This window comes from Rhodospirillales bacterium, from assembly GCA_016712595.1.
Classification (GTDB): Bacteria; Pseudomonadota; Alphaproteobacteria; order Rhodospirillales; family Defluviicoccaceae; genus Defluviicoccus.
The window spans coordinates 1,483,171-1,499,177 of the sequence record JADJQT010000001.1 but is presented as its reverse complement, the minus strand read 5'-3'; the positions used below and the strand labels follow the sequence as shown (position 1 = coordinate 1,499,177).

The window sequence follows — 16,007 nt, the reverse complement described above, 5'->3', positions numbered from 1 at the left end:
GCGACCGCGATCGTCGCTCTTATAGATCGCTCTCGACGAGATCACCGTCGACGTCCGCGTCACTCACCATCCGAGCCACTCGGGCCGGCGCGGGATATCGACCTCGTAGACCTGGCTCATTCCGATCGCGCCGTCGGCGACGAGCTGGGCGATTTCAGCGCCCGCCGGCGGGTCCGCCGGAACCCGAGCCTGATAGATCAAAACTTCGGTGAAACCACGATGGTCTTCCGCGGTCCACGTCGCCTTCGGGCAGACGCCTTCCAGCCCCACCGGAACCCAGTCCTTCTTCTGGTACATCCCGGTCTTGATGTTTACGCCGGTGATGCCGCCGTTCTTGTCTGCCCACTCCATCGCCTCTTTCATGTAGAACATCGAGCAGATGCCACGGATATAGTGCACTGGCTCATAGGCGATGCGCGGATCGGCGGCGTGGGCGATGTCGTGCACCAGCTTCATGCCGGGTACATCAGCCGTCCACGGTTGCGCACCCATCGGCCAGACGACACCGTTCGCCGCCTTGCCGGCCGCCTTCATCAGGCTTTCGTCAAAGCCCCAGATATTGGCCATGAACTGCGGCTGCGCGCCGACGCTAGCGCACGACTTCAGCAGCGAGACATTCGAATCCGAGCTGTTGGCAAGGAAGGCATAGTTCGCGCCCGATTGCCTCAGGTTCAGACACTGCGCCCTGAAGTCGCCCGGCGCGAGCGAATACTGAATCGCCGGCAGCACGTCGAAGCCGAGTTCCTTGGCGTACTCCTCGCCCGCCTTCTTCGGCGCATTTGGATAAGGATGATTGTCGCCCATGTGAACGTACTTCGGCGCACCCGAACCGCCGCGGGCCTGCCAGTCCGATTTCGCCCACTGCAGCAACGCGCGGATGGCGTCGGAATAGGACGGTCCCATGATGAAGTTGTATGGCGTCGGCTTCGTGGTCTCCGGTCCCTTGCCGGTGGGATCGGTGAGATGGGCGGAATAGGATGCTGAAAAATAGGGAACCTTGTCTTCTGCGACGAAGCTGACGAGAGCTTCGGTGTCGGCCGTGCCCCACCCTTGAAGGGCGACGGCGCCTTCCTTCTTCCATTTCTCGTAGGTGGCGATGGCGCGCGGAACCTCGTAGGCGTAATCGAACGTCTGCATGTTGAGCGGCGTGCCATTGATCCCGCCGTGGGCGTTGATCCACTTCGCCGCATCGATCTTTGCCTGGCTGTAGGGCGTGCTCACCTGCGCGGTGCGTCCGGTGAAATCGACGAGATTGCCAACGAGCGGATCGGCCGCCACAGCGACGCCCGCCATAGCAGTGGCGGTTGCCGCAAGCGCGCCGGTGAAGACGATGGCTGCTGCACGCTTTCTCATCGGACCCACTCCTGTTTGGTGATTCCCCGGCCAGACACTTCTTTCGCCCGACTTCGATCTGATCCGTCAACGCCGGGACGTTTTAGGCCGAGACGTTTTAGTCGGAAAACGGACATGGCTTCCAGTACGCCGTGATGCGTCGCCAGCGACGCGCAGGCCCGCTGGCCTGCGAAAATCAACAGAAGGACGACGGCGAGCCCGATTGCCCGCCCGCAGCCCCAACAATTCCACCCATCCCTTCGGCCTCTTTGTCCGCCCCCCTTCTGCCCCTCGCGGGTCCTGCTCCGAGACGGTCATGTCCACCGAAACCCCGGGGCAGCTCGGCAACGCCGCAGCGGTTGATCGCCCCTTCGCGGGTTGGTGCGGCTTCGAGGTTTGCGTCAACGCGCTTTCGGTGTAACTAACCCGGTATGCGGGTTCTCTATCATCAATGTCTGTCGCCCTTCTGCCGCAAGGTGCGGATCGTGCTGGGCGAGAAAAAGCTGGAGCACGAGCTGCGGGCGGAGGCGGTCTGGGAGCAGCGGCCGGAGTTCCTGTCCCTCAATCCGGCGGGTGACGTGCCAGTGCTGGTCGAGTCCGACGGCACGGTGCTAGCCGACAGCCAGGCTATCGCCGAATACCTCGACGAGGTGAGCCCTGATCCGCCGCTGTTGGGCGAAACGCCGCTGGAGCGGGCGGAGGCACGCCGGCTGATCGCATGGTTCGATCACAAGTTCGATGCTGAAGTCACGCGCAACCTCGTCGGCGAGAAGGTGATGAGCCGGCTGCTCCGGCGCGGCCATCCGGACAGTTCGGCCATCCGCGCCGGCCACGCCAACGTCCGCTGCCATCTCGAATACATCTGCTTCTTGATGGAACGGCGCAATTGGCTTGGCGGCGACCGGTTCTCGCTCGCGGACATCACCGCGGCGGCGCACTTTTCGTGCATCGATTATATCGGTGACGTACCGTGGGATCGCTACGAGGACGCCAAGACCTGGTATGCTCGGGTCAAGTCACGCCCGAGCTTTCGCAGCATCCTTGGCGATACGATTCCCGGACTTCCGCCCGTAGCCGCGTACGCCGACCTCGACTTTTAGCGGCGCACCGCTGCCGTCTCGCAGCGTCAACCGCCCCCGTCCATTCGCTCGAGGTTGATGCGCGCCGATTCGGCTGCCTCGGTTTTGGGCGCCGAAGCAATCAGCGCATCCCAATCCGCGCGGGCGCCGACGTCGTCACCGGTCAGCCGCCGCAGAATTCCCCGCTCGAGTAAAGCTTCGGGCTGAATGGGAGACAGTTTGAGCGCCACCTCGAGATCAGCGGCGGCGCGATCGTATTCACGCCGCTGGCGAAACGCGCTTGCCCGGAAGACATACGCATCGCTGAGCGACGGATCGGCGGCGATGGCCTGATTGAGGCTGATGATGGCATCGCCCAGTCGCCGCTCGCCGGCAAGCGCCCTTGCCTGCAGTACCAGAAGCGTGGCGTTGCCGGGCTCGAGGTCAAGCCCCTGCCCCGCCGCGGCTTCCGCCTGCTCGAACTGATCGGCGGCGAGGTGGGCATGCGCGGCCTGACCCCATAGGGAGGCGCGCAGCAGGGCGCTGCCGTTGCCCTCGCGCGCGAGACGCTCCAGGCCGTCCGCCGCATCGCTGAACCGGCCGAGCGCCATCTCGGCGGCCATGGCACAGTGCGTAGCCGCATCGCCGCCACCCGCCTCGCGCCACGCGTTCGCGCTTGCAAGAGCCGCGCGCGCATCGCTCGCCACCTGATCCATGCAGGCGTGGTAGCGCTCCTCGGCACCGATGGCCTTGCCAGGGGACGCAACGGCGGGGGCCGCAATGGCGTGGGTTGCCATCGTCAGGAGCGCGAGCACGCAGACCGCGCTCAGAGCTGGACGCATCGGACTATCCCTCCTACCTCCATACCACCATACGGACGTACACTGGAGGGCACGCTGGCGATCGGCAAGGGCCGTGGGCCTGAAGTCCACGACTAGGGTGCAACGGGCGTGAGCCGGCGCGGCAGGTGATCGTTGGAACGCTCGAAGGGCAATGGTTTGATCGGCGAAGTCACACAGTCCAGAGTCGGGCAGGGAATGACACCGCATCTGTTCTGCCTGGGCTACGGATACAGCGCCCAGGCGCTGGCGGCAATGGTGATGTCGGAAGGCTGGATCGTATCCGGTACGTCCCGGAGTGCGGAAAAACGCTCGGCCATGCAGGCGGCCGGCGTGCGTGCGTTTCAGTTCGATCCGACGCACCCGATCGCGGACATAGCCACCGCGCTCGCCACCGCGACCGGCGTGCTTCACAGCATCGCCCCCGGTGCCGAGGGAGACATCGTGATCGACCGGCTCGGCGCGGTGATCGCCCGACTGCCGACCCTCCGCTGGCTCGGCTATCTGTCCACAACCGGTGTCTACGGGGATACCCGCGGGCATCTCGTTGACGAGACCGCCACCCTGTCGCCGACTTCGGAGCGCAGTCGTCGGCGGGTTCAGGCCGAGCGCCGCTGGCTGGCGTTCGGCGCACAGCACGGGATCGCCGTGCACGTCTTTCGCCTCGCCGGCATCTACGGGCCGCATCGAAGCGCGATCGACCAGGTCCGCAAAGGCGACGCCCGCAGAATTGTCAAGCCGGGACACCTGTTCTCACGCATTCACGTCGACGACATCGCCCAGGTGCTGCGCGCCTCGATCGACCGACCGAACGCCGGGCGCATCTATAATCTTTGCGATGACGAGGCGGCGAGCCAGGCAGATGTCGTTGAGTATGCCTGCGCCCTTCTCGGCATCGACCCGCCGCCGCCGATCGCCTTCGCTGACGCAGAACCGGCGCTGTCGCCCATGGCGCGGAGCTTCTGGAACGACAACCGTCGGATCGACAATCGCCGAATCAAGCAGGAGCTCGGCGTGGTGCTGCGTCATCCGCACTATCGCAGCGGCCTTGCGACGATCGCCGCGGGTCCGCCAAGCGGAATTCGGCCATTGCCATGACGTCGTGGCTGCTCCGGTCGTTCTCCGTGGTCCTGCTGGCGTTTGCCGGGCTCCTCGTTGTTGGCGCTGCGACGGGCTTCACGGCAAACTCCACGACAAACTCTACGGCGGCCTTGGCGGCGGGCGCGCCTGTCCTGCTCATCGACATCGCCGAGCCGATCGGACCGGCCACGAGCGATCACGTGATCCGCGGTATCGCAGAGGCGCTGCAGAGCGGCGCCGCGGCTGTCGTGTTGCGCCTGGACACCCCTGGCGGCCTCGATACGTCGATGCGTGAAATCGTCCAGGCGATCCTGGCCTCGCCTGTTCCGATCATCGCGTTTGTCGCGCCCGCCGGCGCGCGCGCCGCCAGCGCCGGCACGTACATCGTCTACGCCAGTCACGTCGCGGCCATGGCTCCCGGCACCAACGTCGGCGCGGCCACGCCCGTACGCATCGGCGCCCCCACGCCGCTCGGCGGTGAACCGGAGCCCGCCGGCCCTTCGGGCGACGCCCCACCCGACGCGCGGGCAGGAAGCGAAGATCACCGCAGCCATCCGGGAATGGCGGAAAAGGCGTTGAATGACGCCGCCGCCTATCTGCGCGGGCTCGCGCAGCTCCGCGGCCGAAACGTCGAATGGGCAGACAAGGCGGTCCGCGAGGCAGCAAGCCTGCCGGCGGAGGAGGCGCTGCGCCAGAACGTGATCGACGTCATCGCGCCGGACGTGCCGCCCCTGCTGACGGCGATCGATGGGCGCCGTATCGTCATCGATGGGCGATCGGTTTCGCTCGCCACCGCCGGCGCGCAGGTCGTCGCGATCCCCGCCGACTGGCGTACACGGCTGCTGTCGCTCATCGCCGATCCGAACGTCGCCTCGCTGCTGATGCTGATCGGCATCTACGCGTTGATCTTCGAATTTTACACGCCGGGCCTGATGGGTCCGGGCGTGTTCGGCGCCATCTGCATCCTGCTCGCGTTCTACGCGTTTCGGGTCCTGCCGATCGACTGGACCGGCGTTGCCTTGCTGCTGCTCGGCATCGCCTTGATGGGATCGGAGGTGTTGATCGGCGCCTTCGGCGTTCTCGGCCTTGCCGGCGTCGTTGCTTTCGTCCTCGGCTTCGTCATGCTGGTTCCCCACGAAGCACCGGGATTTGCCGTCGCCTGGGGTCTGATCGGCCCGGTTGCGGCGGTTTTGACCGCCCTTTTCCTTGCAGTGATGGTCCTCGTCATGCGCGCACGCCAGCGGCCGGCCGCCTGCGGAATGGAGGCGATGCCGGGTCGGCACGGCCAAGTGCTCGACTGGCGGAACAAGGACGGCGTGGTCAGGGTTCGCGGGGAGATCTGGAGCGCGCGCGCGCGTTCAACGCTCAACCGCGGCCAGAGTGTTCGCATCACGGCGATCGACGGGCTCGTCCTCGACGTCGAGCCCGACGAAGCCGAGAGGAGAGATCGATGAGCCTACTGATCGGACAAGTGTGGATTGCACTCGCTATTCTGCTCCTCGGCGTTCTTGCGATGTCCTTGCGGGTGATGCGCGAGTACGAACGCGCGGTCGTCTTTCTGCTCGGCCGCTTCTGGAAAGTCAAAGGACCGGGCCTGATCATCATCCTGCCGGTCATCCAGCAGATGGTCCGGATCGACCTGCGCACCCGCGTCCTCGACGTCCCCCAGCAGGACGTCATCTCCCGCGACAACGTCTCGGTGCGGGTCAACGCCGTCGTCTACTACCGCATTCTCGATGCGGCTCGGGCGGTCATCGAGGTTGAGACCTACGAGATGGCAACCAGCCAGCTGGCCCAGACGACCTTGCGCTCGGTGCTGGGCCAGCATGAGCTCGACGAAATGCTGGCCGAGCGGGAGAAGCTCAACACCGATATCCAGCAGATTCTCGACGAGCAGACCGCCGCGTGGGGAATCAAGGTCTCCAATGTCGAGCTCAAGCGGATCGATCTCGACGAGAGCATGATCCGCGCCATCGCTCGGCAGGCGGAGGCGGAGCGCAGCCGGCGGGCGAAGATCATCGACGCCGAAGGTGAGCTGCAGGCGGCGCAGCGGTTTATGCAGGCCGCCGAGATCCTGGCAACACAGCCCCAGGCCCTGCAGCTTCGTTACCTGACCACCTTGCAGGGCATGAGCGCTGACCGCAGCACGCTCATCGTTTTCCCGCTGCCACTTGACCTTTTGCGGGCGTTCACACCCAAAGGCGAGCACACCTGACGCCTGGGGCAAGGCGCGCCGAGCCCGCCGCCTTCCATCGGCAATTACGCCTTCAGCCAGCCCACGGCCAGCCCGCCCGCTGCAGTCAGCCCGTTGCCGGGCCGCTTCCGATCCATTCGTAGATTTCGGGAGCGGATTTGGCGCAGCCGCAGCACGAACTGCACGACCCTTCGTTACCGGAATCAATACGGCGAATGCGTCCCTTGCGGATCCAGTGATCGAGCATGTCGCGCAGCGCGGCGGCGTCGATCTCGAAGCGGGATTCCAGGTCCGACAGCGGCGCCCGGTGGCGATCGCGCATGTAATCGCGAACGTCGGCAAGGATCATGATCGTTACTCCGCCGCCACTGCGGTCGCGGCCATGCGGCCGACACCACGCCCGCCGGCGATACGGAACACCATCAGCGCCGCAGCGAAGACAATGATGATGCCGGCGATCCAGCCCGCGGCTTGGACAGGATCGCGCTCAAACGTGCCCGCCTGATAGGCGAGAACGGCGGCACCATAGCCGAGGCCTGTCGTCCACGACGCAGCGAACAAGGCCCAGGCCGGCCCGGTTTCCCGCCAGATGGCCGCCAGCGCGGCGGCGCACGGCATATAGAGCAGGATCGCGAGCAGATAGGCGAAGGCACCGATCCGTCCGTCGAAGCGGCTCGCCATCTCGCCGAAGAGCCCGACGTCCACGTCCTGCGCCTCCGCCGCTGATTCCAGGTCCTGGCTCTGCACGATGCTGAAGCCCAGCGGGTCCATCACGCTATCGGCAAGCCCGATGAGATTCTCTGGAATGGTCGCGAATGCCGCGGTAATGCCGCCCCACAGATCGAAGCCAGCGTCAGCCTCGCCTTCCATTCCTCCGTGCTTTTCGTCGGCAAGCGACGCGTAGAGCGAGTTCAGCGTCCCGACGACCACCTCTTTGGCCAAAATGCCGGTTACCATGCCGACGGTGGCGGGCCAGTTGTCCTCGCTGATCCCCATCGGGGCCAGAACCGGCGTCACCACTTTACCGGCCGCGGCAAGGACCGAGTTATCGGTATCCTGATTGCCAAACGTCCCGTCGGTCCCAAAGCTGTTGAAAAAACTGAGGACGACGACGACGGCGATGATGACGCGGCCAGCGCGGTAGGTGAACTCCTTCAGACGCTCCCACGTCCGCCACAACACCGAGCGGAGGGTCGGCAGATGGTAGGGCGGAAGCTCCATGACAAACGGGGACGCCTCGCCGCGAAGCAGCGTTCCCTTGAGTACGACGCCGGTGAGCACGGCGAAGCCGATGCCGATCATGTACAAGGCAAACACGAGATTTTGGCCGCCGGTGGGAAACATGGCGGCGGCGAACAACGCGTAGACCGGAAGACGCGCGCCGCAAGACATGAAGGGCGCCATCATCACCGTCAGCACCCGATCGCGGCGGTTCTCCAGCGTGCGCGTCGCCATGATCGCCGGCACGTTGCACCCGAAACCGACGATGAGCGGGATGAACGATTTTCCCGGCAGGCCGACAGCCCGCATGAACCTGTCCATAACGAAAGCGGCCCGCGCCATGTACCCCGAATCTTCGAGGAACGAAAGGAACAGGTAAAGGCAGGCAATGATCGGGATGAACGTTGCGACGGTCTGAATGCCGCCGCCGATTCCATCGGCGACAAGCGCGGTCAACCATTGCGGGCTTCCCAGGCTCTCGAGGAGAACGCTGCCGCCGCTGACGAAGATCACGCCCGTAAGTTGTTCGAAGACATCGATAAACGCGCTGCCGACGTTAATGGTGAAAAAGAACAGCAGGTACATCACCACGAGAAAGATCGGAATGCCGGCGAGGCGATGCATCACCACCTTGTCGATGCGATCAGACATCGTTCGCTTGATGACGCCCTGGCGGTGGACCGCCGTTTTGATCACCGCATTGGCGAACCCATAGCGGCTGTCGGCGATGAGGATATCGCAATCTTCATCGACGCGTTGATAGACCGCCTCGGCGAGATCCATCGCCTTGGCACTGACCTGCGGGGGAACGAGCGATTTTGCCGCCTCGTCGCCCTCGAGCAGCTTGACGGCCAGCCATCGCAGATCGGGAGCATTCGGCTGCGGATTGAGGTCTTTCAACGTCGGCAGAAGGTCCTCGATGACCTGCTCGACCTCATCGCCATAGCGGATTTCAGCACCGGCGCCATGGGGGGAGCCGGCCAAGCGCCGGATTTCCTTGCGCAGCACATCAAGCCCTTCGCCGCGATTGGCGACCAACGGCACCACCGGGCAACCGAGGTATTTGGCCAGCGCGTCGACGTCGATGGTGATGCGACGGTCGCGGGCGACGTCGAGCATGTTCAGCGCGACCACCATCGGCGCGCGCATTTCGAGCAGCTGCGTCGTCAGGTAGAGATTGCGCTCGAGGTTAGAGGCATCAAGGATATTGACGACGACCTGCGCTTCATTCGAAAGCACGTATTCGCGGGCGACACGCTCGTCGAGAGAGGCCACCGACGTGACCGCCACGGAATAGACGCCGGGAAGATCGACGACGCATACGTCTTGTCCGTCAAAGCGATAGGTGCCGGTCTTGCGTTCAACGGTCACCCCCGGCCAGTTGCCGACCTGCTGGCGCGCACCGGTCAGCGCGTTGAATAGGGTCGTCTTGCCACAATTCGGGTTGCCCACGAGACAGATCGTATGGGACGCCATGCTTAGAGCCTTTCCACGCGGAGAAGCTGAGCCTCGCCTTTGCGCAGACTCACGGCATAACCGCGAACGTTGATTTCGACCGGATCGCCCAGTGGCGCTTGCCGCACGATGGAAAATTCCGTGCCGGGTGTCAGTCCCATCGACAACAGCTTCTCGCGATAAGATCGATCGCCGCGCTCTAATCCCACGACTTTACCCCGTTCCCCTACCGTCAGGTCACCGAGCCCCACGCTCACCGTCAGCCCTCCATCGTTCGACAAACCAGTACGCGATGGGCGATTCCGGCGCCCAGCGCGAGCCGCATATCGTCGCGCGCAATCACCATCGGACCCGCCCCGTCGTTGCGGACGATCACAACCTCGTAGCCGACGGTCAACCCGAGGTCGGCGAGCTTTCGATTCAGCCCCCTGCCCTCGCCAAGCGCGACGATACGTACACGCTCGCCCTCAGCGGCCAGGATCAACGGGAACGTCGCAACGTTGATACCGCACGCGTCCATTCACTCCACCCTTCGCCCTGCATTCGCGTTCGGCGGCCATCCAACAGATGACCATCCACGCTAATGAATATCATTATCAAAATAAAGCCACAGGAATTTTATGGGCATGAGACGCAGCCGCAACAAGCTATTTCCGCATGTCTAGCATGCGGAAATCAGAGATCGGGCTCGTCAAGGTCGCGTGACCGGCACGCCGCGACCAAAGTGTTGCGCAGCAGACACGCTACCGTCATTGGACCGACGCCGCCGGGAACCGGAGTTATCGCGCCCGCGACCTCGGCCGCCTCCGCAAAGGCAACGTCACCGACGAGCCGGGTCTTGCCGCCCTCGCCCTCGATCCGGTTGATGCCGACGTCGATGACAATGGCCCCCGGCTTGATCCAGTCTCCACGCACCATCTCCCTCCGGCCGACCGCGGCGACAACGATATCGGCGGTCCGGCAGCGAAGGGCGAGGTCTTCGCTGCGCGAATGCGCGATCGTCACCGTGCAATCCTCCGCCAGCAGCAACATGCCCATCGGTTTGCCGACGATGTTCGAACGGCCGATGACGACCGCCTCGCGACCGGCCAGAGCAGCACAGTGGCTCCTGATCAGCCGCAGACAACCCGACGGTGTGCACGGCACCATGGCGGCGCGGCTACCGGTCGTCAGCCGCCCGGCATTGATCACGTGAAAGCCGTCGACATCCTTATCCGGGCTGATCGCCTCAATGACCGCCGCCGCATCGATCTGCGGCGGCAGCGGCAGCTGTACCAGGATGCCATGGACGCGGTGGTCCTGGTTCAAGCCGTGCACCAAGGTCAGCAGGTGCTCCTCGCGGATATCCGCCGGCAGGCGGTGGACGAATGATTTCATCCCCGCCTCTTCCGTGTGCCGTGCTTTGGTGCGCACGTAGATCTGACTTGCCGGATCGTCGCCGACGAGAACCACGGCGAGGCCCGGCGTGAGCCTTTCGGAACGGCGCAGGCGCATGACCTCGTCATGGATATCGCGACGCAGGTCCGCCGCCGCCGCCTTGCCGTCGATAATTTCGGCCCGTGCCATCCGTCCCGCTCCTACCCGTCCCGTTTGTCTTGCAGGCCCCCTAGCAAACCCCGCGCCGTACTCCAATGGATAAGCGCCGCCAACACGTCTGGCCCCTCGCCAGCGATGCGGATGGTCTTATTGCGACTGCCGGCACCGGCGATGATCGCAAGGTCGGACTTCGCCAGATGCCATTCCCGCGCCAGCAAGGCAAGAACGGCGGCATTGGCCTTGCCATCCTCGGCGGCGGCGGTGACGGCAACCTTGAACCGCACGCCATCCGGATCGTCCTTCAGGCCATCGATCCCCGCGCGCCGCGCCCGCGGCGTCACCCGGAGATAGACCCGCACGCCATCGGCGGCGAGGGTAAATGGCAGGTGGGACGGGCCGGAGGAGCGAGGCGCGGCCGTCAGTAGGCGCTCGCGACATAGAGCCGTGCCAAGACCTGCTGCACGAAGAGCAGCAGCAAGATGAGCACCATCGGCGAAAGATCGACGCCGCCAAGCGTGGGCAGAACGCGGCGAATTGGCCGCAGAGCCGGTTCGGTCACCCGATGCAGAAAGTCGCCCAGCATGTAGACGAAGCGATTGCGCGTATTGACCACGTTGAACGCGACCAGCCAGCTCAGGATGGCACTGGCGATCAGTATCCAGATGTAGATGTTGATGACCGTACTGAGCAGCCAGAACAAGGGGCCGATAACGACGTCCATGATAAATCCGTTGCGTGGTAGCGATGCGCGCGCAACCCTAGCGGCAGCCACTCACGCGTGCAAGCCGGCCTTTCACCGCGCGGGCACGCCTCGCCATCCTGTGGCCGTGCCCCGCCCTGCCTCGTCCCCGGACGATCGCGCGGGCGATTCTTGCTGGCTCGTTCAACCGCATGCGCTAACCTTCGGTCGACTCGAACTTGGCATGGGCGGACGTCGGCATGGGTGAAGGACGGCACGGAGGGTGGAAGTGCATGCGAGGACCGGCCTCAATACTCCTCGCTGCGGTCGTGCTCGGCGGCCTCGTCGCCTGCGAGAAGTCTCAGAAGCTGACACCGCAGGAAGCGGCGATCGCCGTTGAGACGACCGACGAAATGGACGCGCCGGACCCCGCCGTCGCCCACGCGCGCTACGACCGCTACCGATGGGTGAGTGCGCAGGAAATGGTCCGCCTGCGCCTCGGATACGATCCGACGATGGATGAGGACACCCGTTACGTCATCGAGCAGGCCATCAACGACGATCTGGCGCAAAAGGGATTCGAGCTTGGCCAGCCGGCGGACTTCGCCGTCGCCTTCAGCGATGCCTACATCGACCGCAATACCTCCGCTTCGGGTTGGGCCTTCGAGGGTCCAGCGATCGAGGCGACAGAAGGCGTCGCAGGCTCGCAGATGGAGGCCTACGACGACATGGAAGTCTATCGCAGCCCGCAGGAGCGGTTCACAATCATCTTCCTCGATGCCCATACCGGCCGACTCCTCTGGCGCGCGAGCGGCAAGGAGACCCTAAGCGGGGGGAAACAAAACCATACGCGTATCGAAGCTGCGATCTTCCGGACGCTCGACGACATGCCGGTGCCGCTGCCGTGAAGCTCTGATGGCCAACGGCTGACCACGCGCCGCGAATCGTTTCGGGATCGAACCGCCCCGGCGAGGTGCAGCGCCCGGCGATGTCCGGGTCCTCGACACCTTGACCCACAGGGAGCGGGTCCATACATTCGCGGGCAATCGTATTGCGGCGCATCGCTCCTTGTGCTCAACAGCCCGAAGATGTTCGTGCTCTTTTGAGGTCATTTCATGCCGAAAACTATCACCGACGATTCGTTCAACACCGACGTGCTCAAGGCGGACAAGCCGGTGCTCGTCGATTTTTGGGCAGAATGGTGCGGACCGTGTAAGCAGATCGCCCCTTCGCTGGAGGCACTTGACAGTGAACTTGGCGAGCGGGTGACGGTCGCCAAGCTGAACATCGACGAAAACCCGATGACACCATCGAAGTATGGCGTACGCGGCATCCCGACCTTGATCTTGTTCAAGGATGGCCAGGTTGCGGCGACGCGCATCGGCGCGTTGGCCAAGGGTAAGCTGTTCGAGTGGGTCGAGTCGGTTCTCTAGCCATCCGCGCGCTCGCCGTTTGCCCCGTTTGGACAGAAAACGAGGCGCGAAACGGACGCCTTTCAGCCCAGGATTACTTGGGCTGAGGCTGCCGGATGGTTGTTTTCGCTGAGCACCGCTCCGGCGAGATAAAGAGACCCGCAGATCAGCACGCGTGCCGGTCCGGCATGGCCATCGGTCAGATAACCAACGGACAACGTGCGCAAGGCATCGGCGACGCTTGCCGCAACGACCGCGACGCATCCCTGCCCAATGGCGAGTTCCGCGGCTTCCTCAGCCGTCAGGCTGGCGGATTCGCCTGGAATGGCAACGGCGGCGAGGCGCGTGATCCTGCGGGCAAGGGGCGCGAGAAAGCCCGCGGCGTGTTTGCTGCGCAGCATGCCATAGATGACGAAAAGCGGACGGTCGCTCCAGCCTTCGAGGTGTTGGGCGAGCACCTGCGCCGCGCCCGGATTGTGTCCGCCGTCGAGCCATAACTCCCAATCGTCGGGCAGGATGCGACGCAAGCGCCCCGCCTCGAGGCGCTGCAGCCGAGCCGGCCACTGTGCCCGCCGAACGCCACGGGCCAGCGCCTCGGCGCCGATACTCAGGCCGGGCAGCCGGCGGGCGCACGCGACCGCCAGCCCGGCGTTGCGCCGCTGGTGAGCACCGATTAGCGTTGGTGCCGGCAGCACGATCGTCGCATCGGCATCGCTGTAAACGAACGAATCCGCGCCGCTCTGCTCGATCCGCCAGTCCACTCCCTCGATGAACAAGCGTGTCCCGACACGCGCGGCGCGCGCGCTGATCGTCGCCGCCGCGTCGGGCGGCTGGGCCGCCGTCACGCACGCCACGCCGTGCTTGAGGATTCCTGCTTTCTCAGAGGCAATCGCCGCCAGGGTATCGCCAAGATAGGATTCGTGATCGAGCGAAATCGGCGTCAGCACGGTGAGGCGCGGCGCCGGGACGACATTGGTCGCGTCAAGACGGCCGCCGAGGCCGGTTTCCAGCAGGGTCACGTCGGCCGGTGAGCGGGCGAAGGCGAGGAAGGCCGCCACGGTCGTGATCTCGAAAAGCGTAATCGGCTCCCCGGCGTTCGCCGCTTCGCATTCTTCGAGCAATGCCGACAAGGCCGCATCGGCGATCTCGCCACCGCCAACGACGATGCGCTCGGTAAAGCGGACGAGATGGGGCGAGGTATAAGCGTGGGCGCGGTATCCCGAGGCCTCGAGCATGGCCCGCAGGAAGGCGACGAGCGAGCCCTTGCCGTTGGTGCCGGCGACGTGCACCACCGGCGGCAGGTGGTCCTGTGGCCGCCCGAGCCGATCCATCAACCGCTCGATGCGCTCGAGCGAAAGATCGATGGCCTTTGGATGCAATCGGGTCAGGCGATCGAGAACGGGCGAACTACTCGGCGTCACGGACGAGGGTATCGCTTATGCCGTCGGGCTCTTCGGCGGCCGCGGCCGCAGAATCGTCTGTGCCCGCGTCCGGGCGGTCAGCGGCCACCGGCCGGCGCAGCAGATCGAGGATGCTGGCGAGGGTATCGCGCAACTGGCCTCGCGGTACGACGCGATCGACGATCCCGTGCTCAAGCAGGTATTCGGCGCGCTGGAATCCTTCCGGCAGGCTCTCGCGAATGGTCTGTTCGATCACGCGTGCGCCGGCGAAGCCGATGACCGCGCCCGGCTCGGCCAGGGTTATATCGCCCAGCATGGCGAACGAGGCCGAAACCCCGCCGGTGGTCGGATCGGTCAGCACCACGATGTAGGGCAACCCCGCGGCACGCACTTCCTCGACGGCGATCGTCGTGCGCGCCATCTGCATCAACGACAAGATGCCCTCTTGCATGCGCGCCCCGCCGGAGGCGACGATGACGATCAGCGCGGCGCTCTGCGCGACCGCGACGCGCGCGGCGGTGAGCAGCCCTTCGCCGACGGCGACACCCATCGAGCCCCCCATGAATGCGAAATCGATGGCGGCGACGACCGCGGGCGCGGTGCCGAGGGTCCCGACGCCGACGTCGAGCGCTTCACCGCGACCGGATTTCGCCTGCGCCTCCTTGAGGCGGTCGGTGTAGCGCTTGAGATCGCGGAATTTCAGGGGGTCGACCGGCGTTTTCGGCAGCTCGATCCGCCGCCACCCTTCGTCGAACAGCGCCTCCAGGCGCTCGGCAACGCCCAGCCGCATGTGATAGCCGCAATGCGTGCACACCTGATGCGCGCGCTCCAGGTCGCGGTGGAACAGCATCTGACCGCACGCCTTGCACGTCTGCCACAGGTTGTCGGGAATTTCCCGCCGGGCGCCGACAAGCTCGCGCAGCTTTGGCCGGACAACGTTGGTCAGCCAGCTCACTTGACCACCTCGCGCGCTGCCAGGCCGCGAATACCGTGTGCCAGAGAGCCGACGAAAGCGACGACGTTATCGACGAGGTCGGCGCGGGCGACGCCGCTCGCATCGAGATGCTCGGCAAGCATCGCCACCAGTGACGACCCGACCACGGACGCATCGGCCACGGCGGCCATTGCCGCCGCCTGCTCCGGGGTGCGGATGCCGAAACCCACGGCGACCGGCAGGGTGGTGTGCCGACGGATGCGCTGCACCGCGGATTTCACCTCGGCGATCCCGGCGGAGCGGGTCCCGGTGACGCCGGTGATCGCCACGTAATAGACGAAACCACGGGCAAAACGCAGCACCTGCCCTAGCCGTCGTTCGTCCGTCGTCGGCGTAGCGAGGAAGATCAGGTCGAGGCCGACGGCGCTTGCCGGCACGTAAAGCTCCTCGGCCTCCTCGGGCGGCAGATCGACGACGATGAGTCCGTCAACCCCGGCTTGTTTGGCGTCCGCGGCGAAGGCGTGGGCTCCGTAGGAGTAGATCGGGTTATAATAACCCATAAGAATGATCGGCGTTTCGAGGTCGGCCTGACGAAACGCCGCGACCATGCCCAATGTCCTGCGCACCGTCTGCCCGGCACGCAGCGCGCGCTGCGATGACACCTGGATGATCGGACCGTCCGCCATCGGATCGGAAAACGGCATGCCGATCTCGATCAGATCCGCACCGGCGGCGGGCAATCGCCGCATGATGTCGATCGATGTGCCAAGGTCCGGATCTCCGGCGGTCAGAAACGTGATCAAACCACCCCGGCGCTGCTGTCTCAGGCTGGCGAACCGGCGGGCGATGCGATGCTCAACACTCATG

At 65.0% G+C, this 16,007-nt stretch carries 17 protein-coding genes; 5 read left to right on the top strand and 12 right to left on the bottom strand.

From position 1 onward, the window contains the following. Window positions 1-63: 63 nt before the first annotated feature. Window positions 64-1,353, bottom strand: a complete 1,290-nt coding sequence (locus IPK66_06855; protein ID MBK8174977.1) for an ABC transporter substrate-binding protein — start codon at window positions 1,351-1,353, stop codon at window positions 64-66. Between the two features lie 410 nt (window positions 1,354-1,763). Here IPK66_06855 and IPK66_06850 point away from each other — a divergent pair, with 410 nt between their 5' ends. Beyond that, a complete protein-coding gene (locus tag IPK66_06850) occupies window positions 1,764-2,432 on the top strand; it encodes a glutathione S-transferase family protein (protein MBK8174976.1) in 669 nt (222 codons plus the stop codon). Between the two features lie 26 nt (window positions 2,433-2,458). On the opposite strand, the gene IPK66_06845 is transcribed toward IPK66_06850, so the two are convergent. Continuing rightward, a complete protein-coding gene (locus tag IPK66_06845; GenBank protein ID MBK8174975.1) occupies window positions 2,459-3,232 on the bottom strand; it encodes a hypothetical protein in 774 nt (257 codons plus the stop codon). A 195-nt stretch (window positions 3,233-3,427) separates the two neighbouring features. Here IPK66_06845 and IPK66_06840 point away from each other — a divergent pair, with 195 nt between their 5' ends. Next, window positions 3,428-4,327, top strand: a complete 900-nt coding sequence (locus IPK66_06840; GenBank protein ID MBK8174974.1) for an SDR family oxidoreductase — start codon at window positions 3,428-3,430, stop codon at window positions 4,325-4,327. Window positions 4,328-4,943: 616 nt separating this feature from the next. Then, the gene (locus tag IPK66_06835; protein ID MBK8174973.1) at window positions 4,944-6,524 is read left to right on the top strand and encodes a slipin family protein; all 1,581 of its coding nucleotides are present in this window, start codon (window positions 4,944-4,946) and stop codon (window positions 6,522-6,524) included. An 85-nt stretch (window positions 6,525-6,609) separates the two neighbouring features. On the opposite strand, the gene IPK66_06830 is transcribed toward IPK66_06835, so the two are convergent. From IPK66_06830 to IPK66_06800, 7 genes are all read right to left on the bottom strand, one after another. After that, window positions 6,610-6,852, bottom strand: coding sequence for a FeoC-like transcriptional regulator (locus tag IPK66_06830; GenBank protein MBK8174972.1), 243 nt, complete (start codon window positions 6,850-6,852; stop codon window positions 6,610-6,612). A gap of 5 nt (window positions 6,853-6,857) precedes the next feature. Then, window positions 6,858-9,200, bottom strand: a complete 2,343-nt coding sequence (feoB, locus tag IPK66_06825) for a Fe(2+) transporter permease subunit FeoB (GenBank protein ID MBK8174971.1) — start codon at window positions 9,198-9,200, stop codon at window positions 6,858-6,860. Window positions 9,201-9,202: 2 nt separating this feature from the next. Then, window positions 9,203-9,430, bottom strand: coding sequence for a ferrous iron transport protein A (locus tag IPK66_06820; GenBank protein MBK8174970.1), 228 nt, complete (start codon window positions 9,428-9,430; stop codon window positions 9,203-9,205). Window positions 9,431-9,438: 8 nt separating this feature from the next. Next, entirely contained in the window at window positions 9,439-9,699 is a 261-nt protein-coding gene (locus IPK66_06815) for a ferrous iron transport protein A (protein ID MBK8174969.1), read from the bottom strand. Window positions 9,700-9,854: 155 nt separating this feature from the next. Then, a complete protein-coding gene (folD, locus tag IPK66_06810; GenBank protein ID MBK8174968.1) occupies window positions 9,855-10,745 on the bottom strand; it encodes a bifunctional methylenetetrahydrofolate dehydrogenase/methenyltetrahydrofolate cyclohydrolase FolD in 891 nt (296 codons plus the stop codon). A gap of 11 nt (window positions 10,746-10,756) precedes the next feature. Next, window positions 10,757-11,101, bottom strand: a complete 345-nt coding sequence (locus IPK66_06805; protein ID MBK8174967.1) for a DUF167 domain-containing protein — start codon at window positions 11,099-11,101, stop codon at window positions 10,757-10,759. A gap of 32 nt (window positions 11,102-11,133) precedes the next feature. Then, the gene (locus tag IPK66_06800; GenBank protein ID MBK8174966.1) at window positions 11,134-11,424 is read right to left on the bottom strand and encodes a YggT family protein; all 291 of its coding nucleotides are present in this window, start codon (window positions 11,422-11,424) and stop codon (window positions 11,134-11,136) included. 263 nt (window positions 11,425-11,687) lie between these two features. Between IPK66_06800 and IPK66_06795 the strand changes: the two genes are divergently transcribed. Beyond that, on the top strand, window positions 11,688-12,302 hold the full coding sequence (locus IPK66_06795) for a DUF4136 domain-containing protein (GenBank protein MBK8174965.1): 615 nt from the start codon (window positions 11,688-11,690) through the stop codon (window positions 12,300-12,302). 207 nt (window positions 12,303-12,509) lie between these two features. Further along, window positions 12,510-12,827, top strand: a complete 318-nt coding sequence (gene trxA / locus IPK66_06790; protein ID MBK8174964.1) for a thioredoxin TrxA — start codon at window positions 12,510-12,512, stop codon at window positions 12,825-12,827. Window positions 12,828-12,889: 62 nt separating this feature from the next. Here trxA and IPK66_06785 read toward each other — a convergent pair whose 3' ends face one another. From IPK66_06785 to IPK66_06775, 3 genes are read right to left on the bottom strand one after another with little or no spacing between them, the layout of a single operon-like run. Continuing rightward, entirely contained in the window at window positions 12,890-14,239 is a 1,350-nt protein-coding gene (locus tag IPK66_06785) for a bifunctional folylpolyglutamate synthase/dihydrofolate synthase (GenBank protein ID MBK8174963.1), read from the bottom strand. Further along, complete coding sequence (locus IPK66_06780) at window positions 14,214-15,161, bottom strand: acetyl-CoA carboxylase carboxyltransferase subunit beta (protein ID MBK8174962.1); 948 nt, start codon at window positions 15,159-15,161, stop codon at window positions 14,214-14,216. Before IPK66_06780 ends, IPK66_06785 begins: the two co-directional genes overlap by 26 nt. Next, on the bottom strand, window positions 15,158-16,006 hold the full coding sequence (locus tag IPK66_06775) for a tryptophan synthase subunit alpha (GenBank protein MBK8174961.1): 849 nt from the start codon (window positions 16,004-16,006) through the stop codon (window positions 15,158-15,160). Before IPK66_06775 ends, IPK66_06780 begins: the two co-directional genes overlap by 4 nt. Window position 16,007 lies beyond the last annotated feature (1 nt).